We start from the raw sequence: 17,544 nt of genomic DNA on the forward strand, positions 1-17,544 counted from the left end.
ATTTCCCGGCGGGCACGACCTTCGTCCCTACATCCGGGCCATGCCGCCACCGGTGAGGCCCGGAGCCAGCGCCGGTACCCAGAAGACGGCGACGGCCAAGGCGATCGAGGTGATCCCCACGGCACGGGCCACCACGCGGCCGGCCGGAGCCAGCTTCTCAGTGGTGATCACGGCGGTCAGGACCACCATGGCCCACAGGTTCATCACACCAAACGCCGCCAGCAGCACCATCAGCGACCAACAGCAGCCCAGGCAGAACGCCCCGTGGTGGGCTCCGGCACGCAGATCGCGCGAGCGCCCCGGGTATGAGGCGTAGCGCAGCATCAGTCCGATCGGCGAGCGGCACCTCGCCAGGCAGTGGTCTTTGAGGGGCGTGAGCTGGTAGACGCCATTGACCGCGAACACGGCCGCGGCCACTGCGGTCCCCGCCACGGCGGGGAGACTGACCGCCCGGCCCAGGCCGGCGGCCAGCCCGTACGCCGGCAGCCCCGCCGCGGCCCAGACAATCAGGTAGGCGATCGTGAAAACGACCATGCGCGGCGCCCGGTGCGCGGTGATGGTGCGCGCGTACAGCGCGGCGACGGGCGCCGTCGCGGGCAGCATCATCGCCGCCATCATCAGCGTCCACACGGCCAGGAAAGCGGGCAGGCCCAGGCCCATGGTGCCCGGCATCGCCTGCATGCCGCCCCAGCGCGTCACCACCCAGACCCAGGCGGCAGCCGCCGCGACCAGCAGCAGTCCGGCGAGGCCCGCCCTGTGGCGGACGGTGACCGGCCGACCGGTCACGCGGTCCACGTGAAGGGTGCCGAGTGTCCGTTGCCGCCGGAGAAGTCCCAGGACCGGCCGTACACGCCGTCGCCCGTCGCCCGGGTGGAGCGGGCAATGGTCAGCGTGCTGTTCGCCGGGTGGAACATGCCGGTCAGGCCCATGACCGGACCGTCCTCGCCGAACTGCGGGGCAACCTGGTCCTCGATCTCGATGTCGATGGCGTCGCCCACCCGCGCGGCGTGACGGCGGCCGTCGTCGCGGTAGTCGATGGGTACGCGCTCCACGCCGAGGACCTCGCCGATGAGCGGAGTGAGCGCCGCCATCGGCCCGCCCGCCTGGCCGGAGAAGACCTTGCCCAGCGCCTCCGCCTGGCCGTCGTCGGCCGAAGCGTCGAGGTACAGCGCCACCTGCCAGCCGCCCTCGGACATCACCCGGGGCGCGTCGATGAAGACGGCGACGCTGCGGTCGGAGACGTCCACGCCATCCACGTTCCCGCTGTCCACGTGGAACGCGAAGGTCACCTGGCAGCGCTCATGGTCGGCCGGTGCGGTGAGGCCAGAGGTGGTGCAGGGGCACACCGTGTCACAGTTGCAGCTTTCCAGGTACGTGCCGTTCAGATTCCAGGGCATGGCTCTTCGCCTCCCTCTTCTACGTCCCCCTCGGTGAAGGGGCTGCATCGGGAGGGCGGTTGCGTCCCGGTGCCGCTCTTCTCCAGGCTATTCCCGACCACCCCCGTCGCGCAGATCCGCCGCTGCCGGCGCAGCGCAGCGTCCTGGTACTGGGTCGTGGGGGAGGGGGAAACCCCGCGGCTTCGGATTCGTCATCGACGACGTCCTCTTCATGGCTGGTCGCCCTCGGCTCAGGCGTTGCCAAACGGCCTCCCTGAAGTCGCGACGGGATGCGCGGCAGGGCCGGCGAACATCAGGCCTGCCGCCTAGGACCTCTGCCAAGCGACCCAAAGGACCAAAGCCGCGCCGGCCACAGTGCCTGCGAATTCACCGGCTGCGTGAACCATCAGATGAGAGCGGGAGGTGACAGCCCAGTCCCGGCCCGCATACAGCGGTATGTCCGTCAAGAGCTCTTCATCGTCGGCGAAGGACAGACCGTCGATCTCACCGCGGCCCTGTCCTCCGCCGGGCAGACGCCACACGCCCCTGCATGGGCCGTCCCACTCGCAGTGCACGTACCCTTCCGTCTTGGTGTAGTGCCCGTCGAAGAAGCGGTAGACGTTCTTCGCGGCGAACCACAACGGCAGCGCGAGCAGGCACAGGCACACGACGAGCACCACCCGTTGCCACGGCTTGAGGCCACGCACCAGATCGTCGCTCCACGACAACGCGCCCACGCTCCGCCCCCCTCACTGTGCCTGCTCGCGGATCACATCCCGGAAGCTCGGATACGGCACGCTACGCCAGAGGGTGAGTGGTGCGCGCCCTCTATCGCTGGAGCGTGACGTGACGACGAGGCGGCCCGGGCTCTGCTCCAGGAGCAGGGGCGACCCCCTGGCGTGGGCGCGCGCTGCACGGCCGCTCAGTCGGCCCGCGCTCGGCACCGGCCGCCGCGGGCCGGGCGAGCGACCAGGCAGCGCAGAACCGCACAGCGGTGGCCGGAGGCGAGAGAGAAGACCGGACGCCTCCGCATGGCGAGCGCTGTGCCGCCGCACCTGCTCGCTCCAGAGCCGGCGGCGGCCATCGAGGGCGGGCTGAGGCTGTCGGCCACGCGGCCCGCCCTGCAGGACACCCTGCGTGAGGTGCTCGCCGAGTCCCCGGAGCGACGGCCCACCGCTGCTGCACCGCCCGCCGCGAATGCATGTGGACACCGGCAGGCTCAGCGCCGGCCCATCTGTGCGGGAAGGCGGCCGTGACGCGGGCCGATCAGCCGCCGTCGGAGCCCGGGCCGTACAGCGCAGCGATGTCTTGCGACGTTGCCCATCGGCTGTAGGTGGGCGACTGTGGCCAGCCCTCGGGCGAGTCCTGCCATTCCTCCTGGCGTCCGTACGGCAGGACGTCGATCAGCGCGAAGGAGTGACTGAGCTGCTCGGTACCCCGGCCGTTGGTGTGCCACGTGCGGTAGACGGTGTCGCCGTCGCGCAGGAACACGTTGACCGCGAATCCTCCGTCGGGCGGTGCGCCGACGTCGGCCCCGAATGAGCTGTTGGCCGTCGAGTACCACGTCATCCGGTTGCCGACCCGCTGCTTGTAGGCGAGTGCCTCTTTGATCGGGCCCTGGGTGACGATGACGAATCGCGCATCGTAGTTGTCCAGGAACTCCAGGCGGGTGTACTGCGAGGTGAACCCCGTGCAGCCGGGGCACTGCCATTCCTTGCCGGCGAACCACATGTGGTTGTAGACGATCAGTTGCCTCTTGCCTTCGAAGACATCCGCCAGCCGAACGGGGCCGTCCTCGCCCTCGAGGATGTAGTCCGGCATCTCGACCATCGGCAGCCGACGACGCTCGGCGGCGATGGCGTCAAGCTCACGGGTCGCGGCCTTCTCCCGCGCCCGCAGCGCCTGGAGTTGCCGCTCCCAGGTAGCGGCGTCGACGACGGACGGTAGTGCGTGGGTGGTCATGGTCCCCTCACAGAGGTCGTGCGCAGCCTTTTGCTTGCGCAGAGGTAGACCCCACCAGGCCCCGGAACTCATCGCTTGCCACAGCGGAAGGGACTTCTTCTGACGGCGCAGTGCCGAAGGTGGCGCCCTGTTCCGCCACCCAGGGGCGTCCTGGCGACGGGTGGCGCCGTGGCCGGTGGCAAGATCCGAGCTCTACGGCAGCGAATCTGCCGGGGCAGGGCCGCTCCAGACGGCCGGCCGCATCAACCCACCCATCGAGGCTGACCGGGCGGCCGTCGACAGTGGCGGCCGCCCGGGCGCTGCATCGCGCCGTGGAGCCGTCAGCCGATGGTGGCCTTCTGGTCGGCCGGCAGGTCGAGGCCGTGGGCGGCGACCAGGCGGGCGCGGCCGTCGGCGAGCTGGTAGGAGAGGCCGACGACGGCCGTCTTCCCGGCGGCGACCTGGTCGGCGATGACGCGGGAGCGGTCGGTGAGGAGGGCGACGGTCGCCCGTACGTGCTCGTCTATGAACTCAGCGTCCGCCGTGGCGCCGGCCGCGCGGGCGGCCAGCACGCTGGGGGTGACCCGCTCGACGACATCGCGCACAAATCCGTCGGCGGTGGCACCGTCCTCGACCGCAGCCCGGGTGGCCGCGACCGCACCGCACGCGTCGTGGCCGAGGATCACCACCAGCGGGCAGCCCAGCACGCTCACCCCGTACTCGATGCTGCCCAGCACCTCCGAGCCCATCACATGGCCGGCGGTGCGCACCACGAACAGGTCGCCCAGCCCGCGGTCGAAGATGATCTCGGCGGCCAGGCGGGAGTCGGAACAGCCGAACAAGACGGCGAAAGGCTGCTGCGCAGGGGCGATCTCGGCGCGGCGGGCGGCGTCCTGGTTCGGGTGCTGGGGCATGCCTGCGGCGAACCGGTCGTTGCCGGCCAGCAGCATCTCGAAGGCTTCACGCGGACTGGGGATGGCAGCGTCACTCATGGCGGCAGGGTAAGGCCAAGGCGCTGGTCACCGCCCGGCGGGGTCCGCTGGGCCAGGCAGGAGAACGCGGTCCCGGGCGTGTCGGCGCGAGTATGCCCGGGTTTTGGCGGTCTTTGGATCGGTTCGCGGGGAGAGGGTGCAGCACCCCTCATGCTGGGGCAGCAGGGCGGTCGTCGCGGCGTGATGCCGGGTCCCGCCGATCACTGGCCGGCCCGTGCTGGTGGAGATGTCACCCGGCATCTTCGCGCAGCGCACCGTTGATTTCGTCCAGTGCACGGGTCAGCCGGGCGTAGGTCTCCGCGTCCAGAGGGTCGACGAAGTACCGCTGGACCACGCGGGCGTGGACTTGGGCCGCCTGGAGGAACACCGTGCGGCCCTCCTCGGTCGGTTCGACCAGAGCCACCCGGCGGTCCTCGGGAGAGGGCAGGCGGCGCACGAGGCCGGATTTCTCCATGCGGTCGATCAGACGGGTGGTGCCGCTGCTGGTGAGCGTGAGGTCGTCGGCCAGCTGCCGTTGTGAGACCTCCTCGCCGGGCTGCCGGCAGAGCCGCATGAGCACCTCCAGCATGGTGTGGCTGATCCCGCACTCCCGCCGTACGGCGTTGTCTATCCGTTGTTCCAGGCGGGTGGCGGACTTGATCAGCAGCCCGAAGTCACGCACGAGCGGGCTGCTCGCGGCGCGGGCGGCGGCTTGGTCGTGCTCTCGGTTCGCGGCGTTCACCTGGCCGACTTTACTGCTTCCTCACCTACTGCTGTCTCAATTGCTGAGCAGTCAATTGCTGACTAGTCAGCAAAATCCTAGAGTGGGCGCCGCCCCGAGCGAGAGGGAGATCAGTGGACCTGCAGCACTGGCTCGACCGAGCCACCCACGCGATACAGGACTGGGCCGACACCTTCGGCGCCTACGAGCCCCACCCGTCCCTCGAGGTCGGCGACGACCGCTTCGCCACTGCCTTCGAGGAGTTCACCGGCAGGCTGAAGGACAACTACCCCTTCTTCCATCCGCATTACGCGGGGCAGATGCTCAAGCCCCCGCACCCTGCCGCCGTGGTCGGCTACCTCACCGCCATGCTGATCAACCCCAACAACCACGCCCTGGACGGCGGCCCCGCCACCGCCCGCATGGAACGGGAGGCCGTCGCACAGCTCGCCGCGATGTTCGGCTACGACACCCACCTCGGCCACCTCACCACCAGCGGCACGATCGCCAACCTGGAAGCCCTCTTCGTCGCCCGGGAACTTCACCCGGGCCGGGGCGTCGCCTACAGCGCGGACGCCCACTACACCCACGGCCGCATGTGCCACCTCCTGGGGGTCAAGGGCCACCCCGTACGCACAGACGACCGGGGCCGCCTCGACCTGCACGCACTGGAAGACCTGCTGCGCACCGGCGACGTGGGCACCGTCGTCCTCACCGCCGGCACCACCGGACTCGGCGTCGTCGACCCCGTCGACGAGGCCCTGGTACTCAAGGAGCGCTACGACGTCCGCCTCCACGTCGACGCCGCCTACGGCGGCTTCTTCGCCCTGCTCGCGGGCGCCGACGGCGCGGAAGGGCTCCCGCCCGAGCCCTGGCAGGCCCTCGCACAGTGCGACTCGATCGTCGTCGACCCGCACAAGCACGGCCTCCAGCCCTACGGCTGCGGCGCCGTGCTCTTCCGCGATCCCGAGGTGGGCCGCTTCTACCTCCACGACTCGCCGTACACGTACTTCACCTCCAACGAGCTTCACCTCGGCGAGATCAGCCTGGAGTGTTCGCGGGCCGGCGCCTCCGCCGCCGCGCTCTGGCTCACGTTCCAGCTCCTGCCGCCCACCCCGGACGGACTCGGCCGGATCCTGGCAGCCGGGCGCCGCGCCGCGCTCAAGTGGGCGGAACTGATCGCCGGCTCGGACGTCCTGGAGCTCTACCAGGCACCCGAGCTGGACATCGTCAGCTACTACCCCGTCGTCGAACCCGCCACCCTGACCGGCATCGACGCCACCTCCGCCCGCATCCTGGCCGAGGGCATGACAAGCCAGAACCCGGTGTTCCTGAGCACTCTCAAGGCCGGCCGTGACGACTTCACAGCCCGCCACCCGAAGGTCACCGCGGACGCCGACGGCGCCCGGATCCTCCGCAGTGTGCTGATGAAGCCGGAATCCGAGCACCACGTCGAGCACCTGCACGCCCGAGTCGAACGGATCGCCCGCTCCCGGTAGGCAGGCGCCACGCGTCGCGGCCCTCCAGCCTCACCCGAGATGAATCCAGGGTGAGGGCAGTACCCCGTAAGCACCGCCTGCTGCCGGGGCGTCCTCACCGCTGCACCAGTGGTCCTCGGGGCCGGCTCCAGCCCCGAGCACGACGCACCACGACATGTTCGTTCGCCGTAGCCGATCGGCGGGACCTCGTCGGCAACTGTTCAGTGGGCCTCGAGTGCTTCGTGTCATGCGGGGCTCTCGCAGTAGTGGTTGTCGTAGCGGTCGGAGGAATCGCGGATCTCCTGCACCGTGGCTTCGCCCCTCGCGACGCGTTCCAGCAGCCGGTAGTAGTCGAGTCCGGGAAGGCCGGGGGTGAACAGCACGAGGACGTCGGCGTCCCGTCCCGCAGAGGACGCGAAGGCGTGCGTCAGGCGGGGCGGGATCAGGAGGAAGTCACCTGTGCCCAGGGTGTGCACCTGATCTGCGGCCAAGGCCCGCAGCGAGCCGCTGAGGACGAACAGCAACTCGCTGGCGCGGGTGTGAAAGTGCGCGGGCGTGCCGGGTGAACCCGCCCGCAGCGTTGCGCGGTTCGCGGTGAGCGCCCCGCGTGTGGCATCGGCGTCGGCCAGGAGGGTGATCAGGCTGGTGGGCCCGTCGGCGGGGGTCTCGGCCTGTGCGGCACGCACCAGTAGGGCGGAAGGAGCTTGGGAAGGCATCATCGTTCTCCTTGGAAGGGGTTGATGGGTGCCGCCGGAGCCGCAGACGGGCATGCGCAGGACCGCCGCCCCAGGCCCCGCTTCTCAGGCGTTCCATGCGCGTGTGCACAACACCAGGCGATAGCCGTCGGGGTCCGTGACGGTCACGCCGTGCTCGTCCCAGTAGGGGTTGTGCGCGGCTACGAGGGTGCCCCCGGCGGCGAGCAGGCGGTCCACCAGGTCGCTGTCGACGGGCGCGTCGAGGTAGAGGACGAAGAGGTCGTCGACGGTGGGGGTCGGTTCCAGCGGCCGCAGTGGGTCGTGCGTGAACTCGAAGTGCCAGGTGGCGCCGGGCGGTCCGACCATGAGCAGGTCATGCTCGCCCGGCACGCGTTCGGTCGTACGCCACAGCACCTTCAGGCCGAGTCCGTTTACGTAGAAGCGTTCGGCGTCGGCGAGGCCGCGGGACGGCCGGGCGATCCGGATCCGCGTCTGTGCACCGACAGTGGGGAGGGATTCAGGTGTCACGTCCGGTCCTCACCCTGCGAAGACTGCGGCAGGGTCGCCGGTGTACCACGCGTTGTCGATACGCACGCGGCGCATGACCCAACGCCCACCCTCCCGCACCAACTGGACGTCGTAGAGGTTCTTCAGCAGGGCATGCGTGCCATCCGAGGCCAGCAGGTGCTGCGCCTCCACGAGCGCGGTGAGGTGAGCGGTGTCGCCGTCGATGGTGATACGGATGTTGGTGACCTGATGGGTGGTGTCCACCCGGTCGGCGAACATGCCGAGGATCGTGGTGACGATGGTGTCCCGGCCCCTCATCAGCGGCGGCGTGGCGCCCCACCTGGCGGCCGCGGGCCGAAAGTCCAGTTCGGCGTCGAGGGCGAAGGACGAAGCGAACAGGTCCTTGTCCTTCAGGTCCTGGCCGAGGGCGAAGCGCCCCAGCGCGTCGGCGATCTCGGTCCGGTCGCGCAGTTCCTGGACGACGGCGTCGATGTCGGCGGGCGGGGCGGACAGGGCGTGATCCCGGGTGACGTACATACGATTCCCTCCGTGCAGATCGGGCTGTTCGGGCTGTTCGGGCTGTTCGGGCTGTTCGGTCATCTCCACCTTCGTGTAGACCGTAAGAACGATCAACGCGGATGTGTGCAACGATCGTGAAGCCAGGCTCAACGATCGGGGAGGACGGTCATGCTTGAGCGGCACGAGATCGTGGCTTTCCTGACGCTCGCCGAGGAACTGCATTTCGGCCGGACCGCCGAGCGGATGCGCGTTTCGACCTCGCGGATCAGCCAGACGATCGCCAAGCTCGAGCGACGCGTCGGCTCGCCCCTGTTCCGGCGCACGAGTCGTCAGGTGGAGCTGACCGCCATCGGCCATCAGATGTACGACGACATTCGGCCCGCTTGGAACCGGATCGAGGCCGCCTTCCAGCAAGCGGTCACCTCCGGCCGAGGAGTCACCGGCACCCTGAGCGTCGGCTTCGTGGACGCGGCAGGCGGGCAACTACTGTCAAGCGCAGCGGAGTTGTTCGAGCGCCGCCATCCCGACTGCGAGGTCCGCGTCCGCGAGGTGTCACCGGGCGACGGCGTGCCATGGCTGCACGGGGGAGAGGTGGAGATCCTGTTGGCCGCCCTGCCGGTGGAGGAGCCCGGCCTCACCGCCGGACCTGCCCTGGTGACGGAGCAGCAGATGCTCGCCGTCCCGGCCGGACACCGGCTGGCACGCCGGACAGCCGTGGCCGCCGAGGACCTCACCGGAACGCAGCTGATCCACCTGCAGCCCCCGGCCGCCAGTACCCCGATGGACGTCGACGCCGGCGGCCCGTCTGCCGCCACATTCCAGGAGGCTCTGACGCTCGTGGGCGCCGGACGGGCCGTGCTGCCCGTCGGCGCCCATGCCAGGCGCTATCACCCGCGCCCAGACGTCGTCTACGTCCCGCTCCACGGCGCTCCGCTCCTGAGCTGGGGCCTCGTCTGGCGCTCCGAGGGCGCAACCGCACGCGTCCGCGCTTTCGCCCAGGCCGCCCACGACCTGAACCGCACCACGGCGTGACAACGACTCGGATGTCCCCCATCGGCGTGTGCACCATTGGTGATCAAGCCGTGATGGCTGTACGGCAGGCTTGTGCTGAGCCCGTTTCCCGTCTCGCATCTCCAACGGCCGGCGGATCCATGACCGCGGTGGCCTCCTTGCAGGCAAGCCAGGATCGCCCCGCTCAGGCACCCACGGGTACGGTGAGGCGGGCGGCACTCATGCTCGCCGCCGTCCTACGGCCATCGTGCGGCGCGCGTGTCCTGAGTACCCGTACTCAGGACACAACGATCAACGAGCTCTACTCTTCCGCTGATCGAAACGCTCATGGATCCAGGAACACGGCGGGGGAAGGCACATGACATATCGGCGCGCGGTGATACCGGCACTGGCCGGTGGCCTGCTGATCACGCTGCTGCTGTGGTGGGCGGGGGCGAGCGATCAGGTACTGCAACTGCGCGGCACTACCAGCGTGTTCGACGTTCAGTCCGCAGGTGAACTCCGGCGATGGCTCGCACCTTGGTCGTACGACCCCCCGGCGGCACTGCTGTCCGACGGACCTGCGGGCGGGGACACGGCACTGAGCGCAGGCACCCAGTACGCCGACCTGTACAGCACCGCGATGCAGATCAGGTTCGTGGCGGTCTTCGTGTTCTTCCTGGCCGGCGCGCTGCTCCTCATCCGCCGGATCCCGCCGACGCAGGGCCGCACGTCGGCCACGCTGCTCGCACTGTGGGCCTGGGGACCGGTGGCAGGAACGCTGGCTGTGACGGTATCCGCGCCGTGGCTGCTCGCATCCCGTGGGCACGGCAGTTACCGGATCCTTCCGCAGCTGGCGGGAGTGATCGCATCGAGCGGACCCGTCATGGTGTTCGCCGCGCTGCCGACCGCCCTGATCACGGTGCTCGTGGCGCGTGTCACGGCCAAGGGCGAGGAACCGCTGCCCCGGCACAGCGTGCCGCCGAGTGCCGCCCGCCTGGCCGCGAGCGCCGGGACCGCCGTGATCGCGCTGTCTCTGGTGGTCCTCTCGTACGAATCGGTGGCGGCCTGGATCCAGACCTCCTTTGGCGGCAGTGGACTGCTGTCCGAGCCCGGCGACCTGCTGCGCGAATGGCTGCTGCTCGGCGCCTGGACGGGCCCGACGACCACGCCGCTGGGCCACTGGCTGCTGTACCGGGCGGCCGACGCGGTCATGCTGGCGGTGGTGTGGTGGGCGCTGCGGCTGCTGCCCAGCCTTCTGACCCGAACCACTTTTCCGGCGATGGCGCTGGGCGCGGTCTGCGCCACCGTGCTGGGACTGCTGGCGAGTCAAGTTCTGCACATGGCGATCGACGACACGGGCAGCGTGTGGGGGCCGGTGTACCTGTTCTCCAAGCTCGGCGACGGCGTCCCGGCCGCCCTCACCTTCGGCGTCATGGCGGGAGCCGCGGCCCTTGCTGCCTTGCGGCTGACCGAGCGCCGCGACACAAGCCGGACAGTGGGAGCCTGACGACCACTCCGGCGGGTGGTCAGGCGCGGCAGCGCAGCACCTGCAGTGGGGGATCGGCAAGGAAACCGGCACCGAACTCACGGACTTCGATGTCGGAAACCTCTGGCGGGACGCAGGTCACCTCGCCGAACCCGGCCGCCCGCAAGCACCCTTCAGGTCAGCTCCTCTGCGGCCTTCTCGTGCACGATGGTTCAGGCTATGAGCAGGCGGAGGCCCAGCTCTGCCGCGTCGAGGGCGGCGAGGTCGCGGTTGCGCTCGGCCCACAGGCCTGAGGAAAGGTCATCGCGGAGGCCGTTCACTGCCCGCTGCTCGGCCTCCGGACCGACTCTGGTCCACACCGATACCGCGCGGCGCACATGCACGTCCAGGTAGGCCTCGGGCCGGCGCCAGTAGGCCTCGAAGAAGCCGTCAGCGCAGTCCCACGGGATGAGCACCGGCTCCATGCGGGCGCCGATCGCGCGGGCCAGCTGGTCCACTGAGGGCCGACCGGCGACCAGGCCGGCGACCTCAGGCAGGTAGTCACGGGTGAGCCAGAACCGCTGACGCCAGCCGGCGTCACTGGCGTCGTGCGTAAACACCACCACGCGCCGGGCCACCCGCCGCATCTCACGCAGCCCTGCGATCGGGTCCTGCCAGTGATGAACGGTGCTGAAGGCCATCGCGGCGTCGAAGGACTGATCCTCGAACGGAAGGCTCTCCGCATCGGCGGCCACGCACGGCGCCGCGCCCGCGGGACGCAGCGCCCGCATGACCGCCGACGGTTCCACCGCGGTCACCTCACGATCGGAGGGCTCGTAGGAGCCAGTGCCGGCCCCGACGTTCAGCACCGTCCGTGCGTCCCCGAGCGCATCCCAGACCCTCGAGGCGATCCGCGGCTCGGTGCGCCGCGTCGCCGGGTAAGCGGAGCCGATGGCTTCGTACAACTGCGCGCCGAACACTTTCAGTTGCTCCGCCGGCGTCGTCCTGATCCCCATTGCCCGTGCCTCCAGTTCCCTGTCTATGGCCGTCACCATGGCAGCAGCGCGGTCACGCTGTTCCAGCAGCAGGCCGCGCAACCGGCGAAGGTGCGCGACCGCGTCGGTGGTCGGGTCGTCAACCAGATCCGCGATCTCGCGCAATCCGAAGCCCAGCCGCCGGTATGCGAGCACCTCCCGCAGACGCTCCACGTCGCCCGCCGAGTAGGCCCGGTATCCGGCCGCGGTCCGCGCAGACGGCTGCACGAGGCCGATCTCGTCATAGTGATGCAGCGTGCGGACGCTCACACCGGCCAGCTCGGCCACACGTCCCACGGTCAGGTGCTCCTCCACGCCACCGACAATGCGGCATCACGCCACGTGAGGGTCAAGCGCTGCACTCCGGAGTACTACGCGTGGCTGACCGTGACCCACCGGCGGGCGAGATCTGCGACCCAGGACTCGGCCTCGTCCGGCGTCGCAGGCGGTGCGCCGACGATCACCAGTTCGGTGATCCCGGCTCGTGCCAGCTCGGGCAGGAGGGCGGGGGAGCCATCGGTCAGGGCGACCGCCGCGGTCAGTTCACCGAAGGGCCGGTGCCCTTCAGCGCAGTACCCGGCGAGAACAGAGACTCGTTCCAGGGCCTGCGCCGCGGAGAGGTTGAAGCCGTACCAGCCGTCCGAGATCGTCGCGGCCCGGCGCAGGGCCGCGTCGCTGTTGCCGCCCATCACAACCGGGATCCGCCGATCCCGCACCGGTTTGGGGTTGACCCGGATGTCCCGGAAGCGGGCGAAGTCACCCTCGAACGTGGCCACGTCCTCCCGCCACACCGTGCGCATCGCGGTGAGGTACTCCTCCGTCCGTCGGCCACGCGCCGCGAACGGGACACCGAGCGCGGCGAACTCCTCGGCCGACCAGCCGATGCCGATCCCGAGAGTGAGTCGTCCGGCCGACAGCACGTCCAGCGTCGCCGCCTTCTTGGCCACCACGACGGGATGATGCTCCGGGAGCAGCAGCACGCCCGTGGCCAGCCCGATCCTCCCGGTTACCGCCGCCGCGAAGCTCAGCGCGAGCAGCGGGTCGAGCCAGTCGGCGTCGGGCGGAACGGCGATGCGGCCGTCCTCGGAGTAGGGGTACCGGGAGAGCGGCGCGTCGACCAGCACCACATGCTCGCCCGCCCAGAGCCGAGCGAATCCGTGCGCCTCCGCGGCCTGCGCGACCGCCCGGACGATCTCCGGGCGGGCACCGTTCCCGATGCCCAGGGCATGCAGTGCCACCTGCATACGCAGCCTCCTGACACCCGTACCGTGCCGGCCGCCACGTGATCGGGGGCCACGGGGAGGTGATCGCCCCGTCCGCGTCCTGTGGCGCCTCTGCCGGCCCTGACGGCATACGAACCAGCGGGACCGAGAGAGCGGTCCGACCGTAGCAGCGGGCTGTGGGCGTGCCCGTGCGACGTGCCGGGCACGAGGGTGCCGACCCCGCTTCTCGGCCCGATCGGAGGTACGTGCCCATGCCGTCCCGCTACCGCAGGAACGGGAGGGCGGGAGCGAGTGGCGTACGGCCCGGGGACCTGCTTTTCATGCGCGCCGGGGGGTCTGCGCACCGGGGCAGGACAAGACGGGCGTACAGGACCGCGAGAACCGACTACACCTCGCCGGTGGCGAACAGTTCGAGGTGCCCGCACTTGGGGCAGCGGTACGCCTCTATCTGCCGCCGGGGTCGGCCCAGCCGCTTGGCACCGCCGAAGATCCCCCGCTCCAACGCGCCCTCGATCCAGCGCGCGTACCCGCGCGAGTGCTCGCCGGCGTCCTCGATGAAGCCCTCCATCAGGCCGACGGTGCCGCAGTGGGTGCAGGTGTAGTTGTTCATCCGGTGAGTTTAGGAGACGGTGCGGCCGGGACGGATCCGCAGCCGTCGCCTCGTACCCGGTCACGAGCAGGAGCACGACCTCCCGGCGAGGCCGACAGACACCTCCCTCTGGGGGGGTGACGGCCCATCACCAGGTGCCGGAGTCATGTCCAGAGTTCCTGACTCACGCACACGCGTGCACCCATGTTCCTCTCCATCATGCGCAGTGCCGCCTCGGCGAGGTCTTCGTGGATGTGTGCCACGGCGTCACGGGGGATGATCACTTCGAGGTGGCGGATGTGGGCGTCGAGGGCGGAGTAGAGCACGCATTGCTCGGTCACCTGGCCACACAGCACCAGTTGCTGGATTTCGTGTTGCTGGAGCAGGTACGTCAGGGGTGTCTCGTAGAAGATGGAGTGCCGGGCCTTGAGTACGAAGAGGGAGTCGGCGTCGGGTCGCAGTGGCTCGACGAGGTCGGCATGGGGACCCGTCAGAGCGTGCTCCAGCAGCTCGCCATGGTGCGAGCGCCACTCTCCGAAATTGTCATTGACGTAGATGACCGGTGCTCCGTGGCGCCGTGCACGGCGCAGCAGATCGGTCAGTACCGGTACGACGTGCCGCGCCGAGGGGAGCAGCAGCTCAGCGTCCTTGTGATCGTAGGTGTTGATCATGTCGATGACGATCAGCGCGGTCTTGCTCATACGGTCAGCGTTCCACCTTTCCGATGGCACGGTTCGCACCGTCACCCGTGCGGGCTGCCCGCCACAGCCGCCTCAGGGCGCATACGATGGCCTGCGTCGTCACACGAGGGCTCGGTTGGCTGGAGGCGCGGTTTGCGGCGTGCGGCCCGATGGCTGCTGCCCGAGACGGAGAATGAACCTTATGGACCGCCTGCTACACCTTGAGCGCACCCTCGACGAGTTGGACCCGCCTCGCTGGTCGGCTCCACCCGCCGACGCGACTCATCTGGTCAGGAAAGTCCATGAGCTGCGGAGGGAGCCGTTGAAAGAACTCCGCCCCGCGGATCTGCGTACGCTGACCACCCAGCGGGTGGCCCTGCCGTACGTCCTCCCTCTGGCAGCCCGCTTGCTCCTGACAGAGCCCATGCTGGACTCATACTTCTACGAAGGGGACCTGCTGCTCGCTGCCGTCGGAGCCCCGGCATCGGCCTGGGCCCTGCTGCCGGACCTCGCCGTGCAGCTGCGAGCCGTAGTCGAGACCCTGCCGGAGGCGGCAGTTGCCGGCCTGCCGCGCGGCGCTGCTGAGGAACTCAGCAGGTTTGTCGAACACTTCGGTGGTTTCGCAGATCGGGTCTAGCGACGATGGGCCGCGGTTCAGTGCCTTGTTCGCGTCTTCAGCGTCGGCAGCAGGAGATCCGGTGACGGTCACCGCGTGAAGCGGTGGCGTTCAGCGTGGAATCACCCAACTCGGTGCCCAGGTCCCGGCGTCGTCGTGGTCGGCCGTTGTGGCGGCGAGGTGGCCGCGGAGGGTGGCCAGCGCTGGGTGGGGGTTGTCGCGGTGCCAGAGGAGCGAGTGCGGGTAGACGGGCGTCGGGTCGGTCACCGGGATGCGGCGCAGGCCGTGGCCGGCGGGCCAGACGAGGCGGCTCTGCGCGCCCATGAAGGTGGCCAGGGCCGGGGTGTCGGCGATGGTGTCGAGGAGTGCGTCGGAGCCGAAGTTGGGGCCGGTCGCCTCGATGGTGAGGCCGAACTCGGCGATGAGGTCGTCGTAGTAGGCGGCCCACTCGGTACCGGGAACGATGCCGGGCATCCAGATCCGGTGCCCGGCGAGCTGAGCGACGGTCACCGACCGGGTGCCCGCCAGCGCGTGGGCGGGGCCGGTGAGGAGTTGGAGCGGCTCGTCGAGCACCCGGACGGCCTCGATGTCCTCGGGCAGGGGCCGGCCGGGCGCGGCGACGGCGCGGAAGGACGCGTCGATCGCACCGGACCGGATGGCGGCGACGGCCGTCTCGATGTCGAACAGCATCACCACGTCGAGCTCGATCTCGGGGTGCGCGCGGTGGAAGCTCCGCATCACGCCCGTAGCCGCGCCGCGCGAGGCGATCACGTCGATGCGCAGCGGACGGCGGCCGGTGCGCACGGAGGCGACCGCGCGCTCGGCGATGCGCAGGAGCTCGCGTGCGTGGGGCAGGAAGGCCTGCCCGTCGATGGTGAGCTCGGCACCGCGCGCGGTGCGGGTGAACAGCCGCACGCCGAGGTTGCGCTCCAGCGCGGCGACGCGTTTGGAGACGGCTTGCTGGGTGACCGCCAGTTCGGCGGCGGCCTCCTGGAACTGTCCCGCGTCGGCGGCGGCGACGAAGGTCCGGACGGTCTCGAGGTCCATGCCGACACCCTATGGCCACAACGGTTGGTTGTGGCTGACGGTCCGGCGGTTGTTTGATCCCCGGGGATGGTGCTCGCTTTGATGCTTCCGATCGCGGATCGGTTGTGCGGGTGGAGTGGCGAGGAGCTTGGAGCATGAGGAGCGGGCACCGGCTGGGACAGCTGCTCGGGCATCGGCTGGGGCGGCCCTTCGGGTGGCTCTGGGGAGCGTATGCCACCAGCGCGCTCGGCACCTGGCTCGCCTTCGGCGCGTTCCCTCTGATCGCCATCCGGGTGCTGCACGCCGGACCGGCGGAGGTCGCCGCGCTCTCCTCCGTGGGGGTCGCGGTGGGCGCTGCCGTGGCGGTGCCGCTCGGCCCGTGGGTGGAGTTCCGCCGCAAGCGGCCGGTGCTGGTCGTGATGGACCTGGTGCGGTTCGCTGCGCTGCTGACGATCCCCACCGCATTCGCGTTCGGCGTGCTCACCTTTCTTCAGCTCCTGCTGGTCTCGGTCGTCGTCGCGGCGGCCGACATCACCTTCCGCGCCGCCTCCGGCGCGTACCTGAAGACGCTGCTGCCGGCCGAGGACCTGCTCGTCGCCAACGCCCGGTTCGAGTCCACGGCCTGGACGACCACGATCGTCGGACCGCCGCTGGGGGGCGCCGCGATCGGGCTCCTCGGCCCGGTGGCGACGGTCGTGGCCGACGCGGTCAGTTACCTGCTCTCGGCCCTGGGCATCCGCGCGACGGGCGGACATGAGCCGCGGCCCGAGCGCCGGGAGGCCGCACGCATGCGGGCAGGGGACCTGCTCGATGGCTGGCGCTACATCCTCGCCGACGCGACGCTGCGTCCGCTGTTCTTCAACACCGCCTTGTTCAACGGCCTGGTGATGGCCGCCGAACCGCTGCTGGCCGTCCTGATGCTCGGCCGCCTCGGGTTCGCACCCTGGCAGTACGGCCTCGCCTTCGCCGCGCCCTCGATCGGCGGGCTGCTCGGATCGCGGCTGGCCCGGCCGCTCGTCACCCGGTTCGGGCAACACCAGGTCCTGGTCGTGACCGGGGCGCTGCGCGCGCTCTGGCCCGTCGGCCTGGCCTTCCTGGGACCGGGCACCGGAGGGCTGCTGTTGGTGATGGGCGTCGAACTCGGGCTCATCTTCTGCTGCGGGGTCTTCAACCCCGTCTACACCACGTACCGCCTCGAACGCACCGCGACCGACCGGGTCGCCCGCACGCTGACCGCGTGGGCGGTGACGACCAAGACCTCGACCGCGCTCCTGACTGCCGTGTGGGGCGTGCTGGGCAGCCTGCTCGGCCCGCGTACGGCCATCGGCCTAGCCGGCGTGCTCCTGCTGGCGACCCCGCTGTTGCTCCCGCGCCGCACCACAGCGCCCCTCGCCGAGCCGGAGCCGGAACCGGACCGTGCCTGACGGCCCACCTCGGCCGTCACCGCGATCGGACTGCGCCGCCCTTCGGCGAAGCGAAATCGTTGGCTCACGTGCCCGATGTGCCGCAACGGCCCCCAGACAGCTGTGAGGCACCTACGGCGCAAGGCCACGCGCCTCTCACACGTGCGGCCTTCTGGCGGTTACAGACGTCACGGGCGCCGTCGGCCTCGCTCACGCGATTCGCTACGCGACTGAGCGACTACGCGCAGGCTGGACCGGCCACCACGCCCCGGGTGCTGACTGGCCATCGGGCGGCCCGCCCTTGTGG

19 protein-coding genes are annotated in these 17,544 nt (G+C 70.2%); 5 read left to right on the forward strand and 14 right to left on the reverse strand.

The annotated features are described in order from the left end of the window. Nucleotides 1-27: 27 nt before the first annotated feature. The 6 genes from AC07CM_RS36690 to AC07CM_RS36715 form a co-directional block, all read right to left on the reverse strand. The gene (locus tag AC07CM_RS36690) at nucleotides 28-786 is read right to left on the reverse strand and encodes a DUF2182 domain-containing protein (RefSeq protein WP_478880824.1); all 759 of its coding nucleotides are present in this window, start codon (nucleotides 784-786) and stop codon (nucleotides 28-30) included. Continuing rightward, entirely contained in the window at nucleotides 783-1,397 is a 615-nt protein-coding gene (locus AC07CM_RS36695) for a DUF1326 domain-containing protein (RefSeq protein WP_478880825.1), read from the reverse strand. Before AC07CM_RS36695 ends, AC07CM_RS36690 begins: the two co-directional genes overlap by 4 nt. Before the next feature lie 305 nt (nucleotides 1,398-1,702). Continuing rightward, nucleotides 1,703-2,113 carry a hypothetical protein gene (locus tag AC07CM_RS36700; RefSeq protein ID WP_478880826.1) on the reverse strand — a complete coding sequence of 137 codons (411 nt, stop codon included), beginning with the start codon at nucleotides 2,111-2,113 and terminating at the stop codon, nucleotides 1,703-1,705. Between the two features lie 529 nt (nucleotides 2,114-2,642). Then, nucleotides 2,643-3,338 (reverse strand): DUF899 domain-containing protein, encoded by a 696-nt coding sequence (locus tag AC07CM_RS36705; protein WP_478880827.1) that lies wholly within the window; start codon nucleotides 3,336-3,338, stop codon nucleotides 2,643-2,645. Between the two features lie 320 nt (nucleotides 3,339-3,658). Beyond that, complete coding sequence (locus AC07CM_RS36710) at nucleotides 3,659-4,309, reverse strand: carbonic anhydrase (RefSeq protein ID WP_478880828.1); 651 nt, start codon at nucleotides 4,307-4,309, stop codon at nucleotides 3,659-3,661. 229 nt (nucleotides 4,310-4,538) lie between these two features. Continuing rightward, nucleotides 4,539-5,030 carry a MarR family winged helix-turn-helix transcriptional regulator gene (locus AC07CM_RS36715; protein WP_478880829.1) on the reverse strand — a complete coding sequence of 164 codons (492 nt, stop codon included), beginning with the start codon at nucleotides 5,028-5,030 and terminating at the stop codon, nucleotides 4,539-4,541. A 113-nt stretch (nucleotides 5,031-5,143) separates the two neighbouring features. Between AC07CM_RS36715 and AC07CM_RS36720 the strand changes: the two genes are divergently transcribed. After that, the gene (locus tag AC07CM_RS36720; protein ID WP_478880830.1) at nucleotides 5,144-6,508 is read left to right on the forward strand and encodes a pyridoxal phosphate-dependent decarboxylase family protein; all 1,365 of its coding nucleotides are present in this window, start codon (nucleotides 5,144-5,146) and stop codon (nucleotides 6,506-6,508) included. Between the two features lie 224 nt (nucleotides 6,509-6,732). On the opposite strand, the gene AC07CM_RS36725 is transcribed toward AC07CM_RS36720, so the two are convergent. From AC07CM_RS36725 to AC07CM_RS36735, 3 genes are all read right to left on the reverse strand, one after another. Continuing rightward, nucleotides 6,733-7,206 carry a cupin domain-containing protein gene (locus AC07CM_RS36725; RefSeq protein ID WP_478880831.1) on the reverse strand — a complete coding sequence of 158 codons (474 nt, stop codon included), beginning with the start codon at nucleotides 7,204-7,206 and terminating at the stop codon, nucleotides 6,733-6,735. Between the two features lie 81 nt (nucleotides 7,207-7,287). Beyond that, complete coding sequence (locus AC07CM_RS36730) at nucleotides 7,288-7,710, reverse strand: VOC family protein (RefSeq protein WP_478880832.1); 423 nt, start codon at nucleotides 7,708-7,710, stop codon at nucleotides 7,288-7,290. Nucleotides 7,711-7,719: 9 nt separating this feature from the next. Further along, the gene (locus AC07CM_RS36735) at nucleotides 7,720-8,322 is read right to left on the reverse strand and encodes a nuclear transport factor 2 family protein (protein ID WP_478880833.1); all 603 of its coding nucleotides are present in this window, start codon (nucleotides 8,320-8,322) and stop codon (nucleotides 7,720-7,722) included. A gap of 54 nt (nucleotides 8,323-8,376) precedes the next feature. On the opposite strand from AC07CM_RS36735, the gene AC07CM_RS36740 reads away from it, so the two are divergent. Continuing rightward, nucleotides 8,377-9,240: a LysR family transcriptional regulator gene (locus AC07CM_RS36740; protein ID WP_478880834.1), complete on the forward strand. Its 864-nt coding sequence runs from the start codon at nucleotides 8,377-8,379 to the stop codon at nucleotides 9,238-9,240. Between the two features lie 337 nt (nucleotides 9,241-9,577). Further along, entirely contained in the window at nucleotides 9,578-10,708 is a 1,131-nt protein-coding gene (locus AC07CM_RS36745; RefSeq protein WP_478880835.1) for a hypothetical protein, read from the forward strand. A gap of 191 nt (nucleotides 10,709-10,899) precedes the next feature. Here AC07CM_RS36745 and AC07CM_RS36750 read toward each other — a convergent pair whose 3' ends face one another. From AC07CM_RS36750 to AC07CM_RS36765, 4 genes are all read right to left on the reverse strand, one after another. Continuing rightward, nucleotides 10,900-11,988 carry a MerR family transcriptional regulator gene (locus AC07CM_RS36750; protein WP_478880892.1) on the reverse strand — a complete coding sequence of 363 codons (1,089 nt, stop codon included), beginning with the start codon at nucleotides 11,986-11,988 and terminating at the stop codon, nucleotides 10,900-10,902. A gap of 83 nt (nucleotides 11,989-12,071) precedes the next feature. Beyond that, a complete protein-coding gene (locus tag AC07CM_RS36755; RefSeq protein ID WP_478880836.1) occupies nucleotides 12,072-12,944 on the reverse strand; it encodes an LLM class F420-dependent oxidoreductase in 873 nt (290 codons plus the stop codon). A 364-nt stretch (nucleotides 12,945-13,308) separates the two neighbouring features. Continuing rightward, a complete protein-coding gene (locus AC07CM_RS36760; RefSeq protein WP_103778748.1) occupies nucleotides 13,309-13,533 on the reverse strand; it encodes a hypothetical protein in 225 nt (74 codons plus the stop codon). 143 nt (nucleotides 13,534-13,676) lie between these two features. After that, the gene (locus AC07CM_RS36765) at nucleotides 13,677-14,213 is read right to left on the reverse strand and encodes a cysteine hydrolase family protein (protein WP_478880837.1); all 537 of its coding nucleotides are present in this window, start codon (nucleotides 14,211-14,213) and stop codon (nucleotides 13,677-13,679) included. Nucleotides 14,214-14,394: 181 nt separating this feature from the next. Here AC07CM_RS36765 and AC07CM_RS36770 point away from each other — a divergent pair, with 181 nt between their 5' ends. Continuing rightward, entirely contained in the window at nucleotides 14,395-14,829 is a 435-nt protein-coding gene (locus tag AC07CM_RS36770) for a contact-dependent growth inhibition system immunity protein (protein ID WP_478880838.1), read from the forward strand. Nucleotides 14,830-14,919: 90 nt separating this feature from the next. On the opposite strand, the gene AC07CM_RS36775 is transcribed toward AC07CM_RS36770, so the two are convergent. Then, on the reverse strand, nucleotides 14,920-15,855 hold the full coding sequence (locus tag AC07CM_RS36775) for a LysR family transcriptional regulator (protein WP_478880839.1): 936 nt from the start codon (nucleotides 15,853-15,855) through the stop codon (nucleotides 14,920-14,922). A gap of 134 nt (nucleotides 15,856-15,989) precedes the next feature. Here AC07CM_RS36775 and AC07CM_RS36780 point away from each other — a divergent pair, with 134 nt between their 5' ends. Next, entirely contained in the window at nucleotides 15,990-17,258 is a 1,269-nt protein-coding gene (locus AC07CM_RS36780) for an MFS transporter (RefSeq protein WP_478880840.1), read from the forward strand. Nucleotides 17,259-17,544 lie beyond the last annotated feature (286 nt).

The organism is Streptomyces sp. NPDC044061 (genome assembly GCF_056434305.1).

Excerpts from the sequence above, each read along its gene's own strand:
- AC07CM_RS36695 (WP_478880825.1), bottom strand. The coding sequence starts at position 1,397 with ATGCCCTGGAATCTGAACGGCACGTACCTGGAAAGCTGCAACTGTGAC.
- AC07CM_RS36705 (WP_478880827.1), bottom strand. The coding sequence starts at position 3,338 with ATGACCACCCACGCACTACCGTCCGTCGTCGACGCCGCTACCTGGGAG.
- AC07CM_RS36710 (WP_478880828.1), bottom strand. The coding sequence starts at position 4,309 with ATGAGTGACGCTGCCATCCCCAGTCCGCGTGAAGCCTTCGAGATGCTG.
- AC07CM_RS36725 (WP_478880831.1), bottom strand. The coding sequence starts at position 7,206 with ATGATGCCTTCCCAAGCTCCTTCCGCCCTACTGGTGCGTGCCGCACAG.
- AC07CM_RS36740 (WP_478880834.1), top strand. The coding sequence starts at position 8,377 with ATGCTTGAGCGGCACGAGATCGTGGCTTTCCTGACGCTCGCCGAGGAA.
- AC07CM_RS36745 (WP_478880835.1), top strand. The coding sequence starts at position 9,578 with ATGACATATCGGCGCGCGGTGATACCGGCACTGGCCGGTGGCCTGCTG.
- AC07CM_RS36755 (WP_478880836.1), bottom strand. The coding sequence starts at position 12,944 with ATGCAGGTGGCACTGCATGCCCTGGGCATCGGGAACGGTGCCCGCCCG.
- AC07CM_RS36760 (WP_103778748.1), bottom strand. The coding sequence starts at position 13,533 with ATGAACAACTACACCTGCACCCACTGCGGCACCGTCGGCCTGATGGAG.
- AC07CM_RS36765 (WP_478880837.1), bottom strand. The coding sequence starts at position 14,213 with ATGAGCAAGACCGCGCTGATCGTCATCGACATGATCAACACCTACGAT.
- AC07CM_RS36770 (WP_478880838.1), top strand. The coding sequence starts at position 14,395 with ATGGACCGCCTGCTACACCTTGAGCGCACCCTCGACGAGTTGGACCCG.
- AC07CM_RS36775 (WP_478880839.1), bottom strand. The coding sequence starts at position 15,855 with ATGGACCTCGAGACCGTCCGGACCTTCGTCGCCGCCGCCGACGCGGGA.
- AC07CM_RS36780 (WP_478880840.1), top strand. The coding sequence starts at position 15,990 with ATGAGGAGCGGGCACCGGCTGGGACAGCTGCTCGGGCATCGGCTGGGG.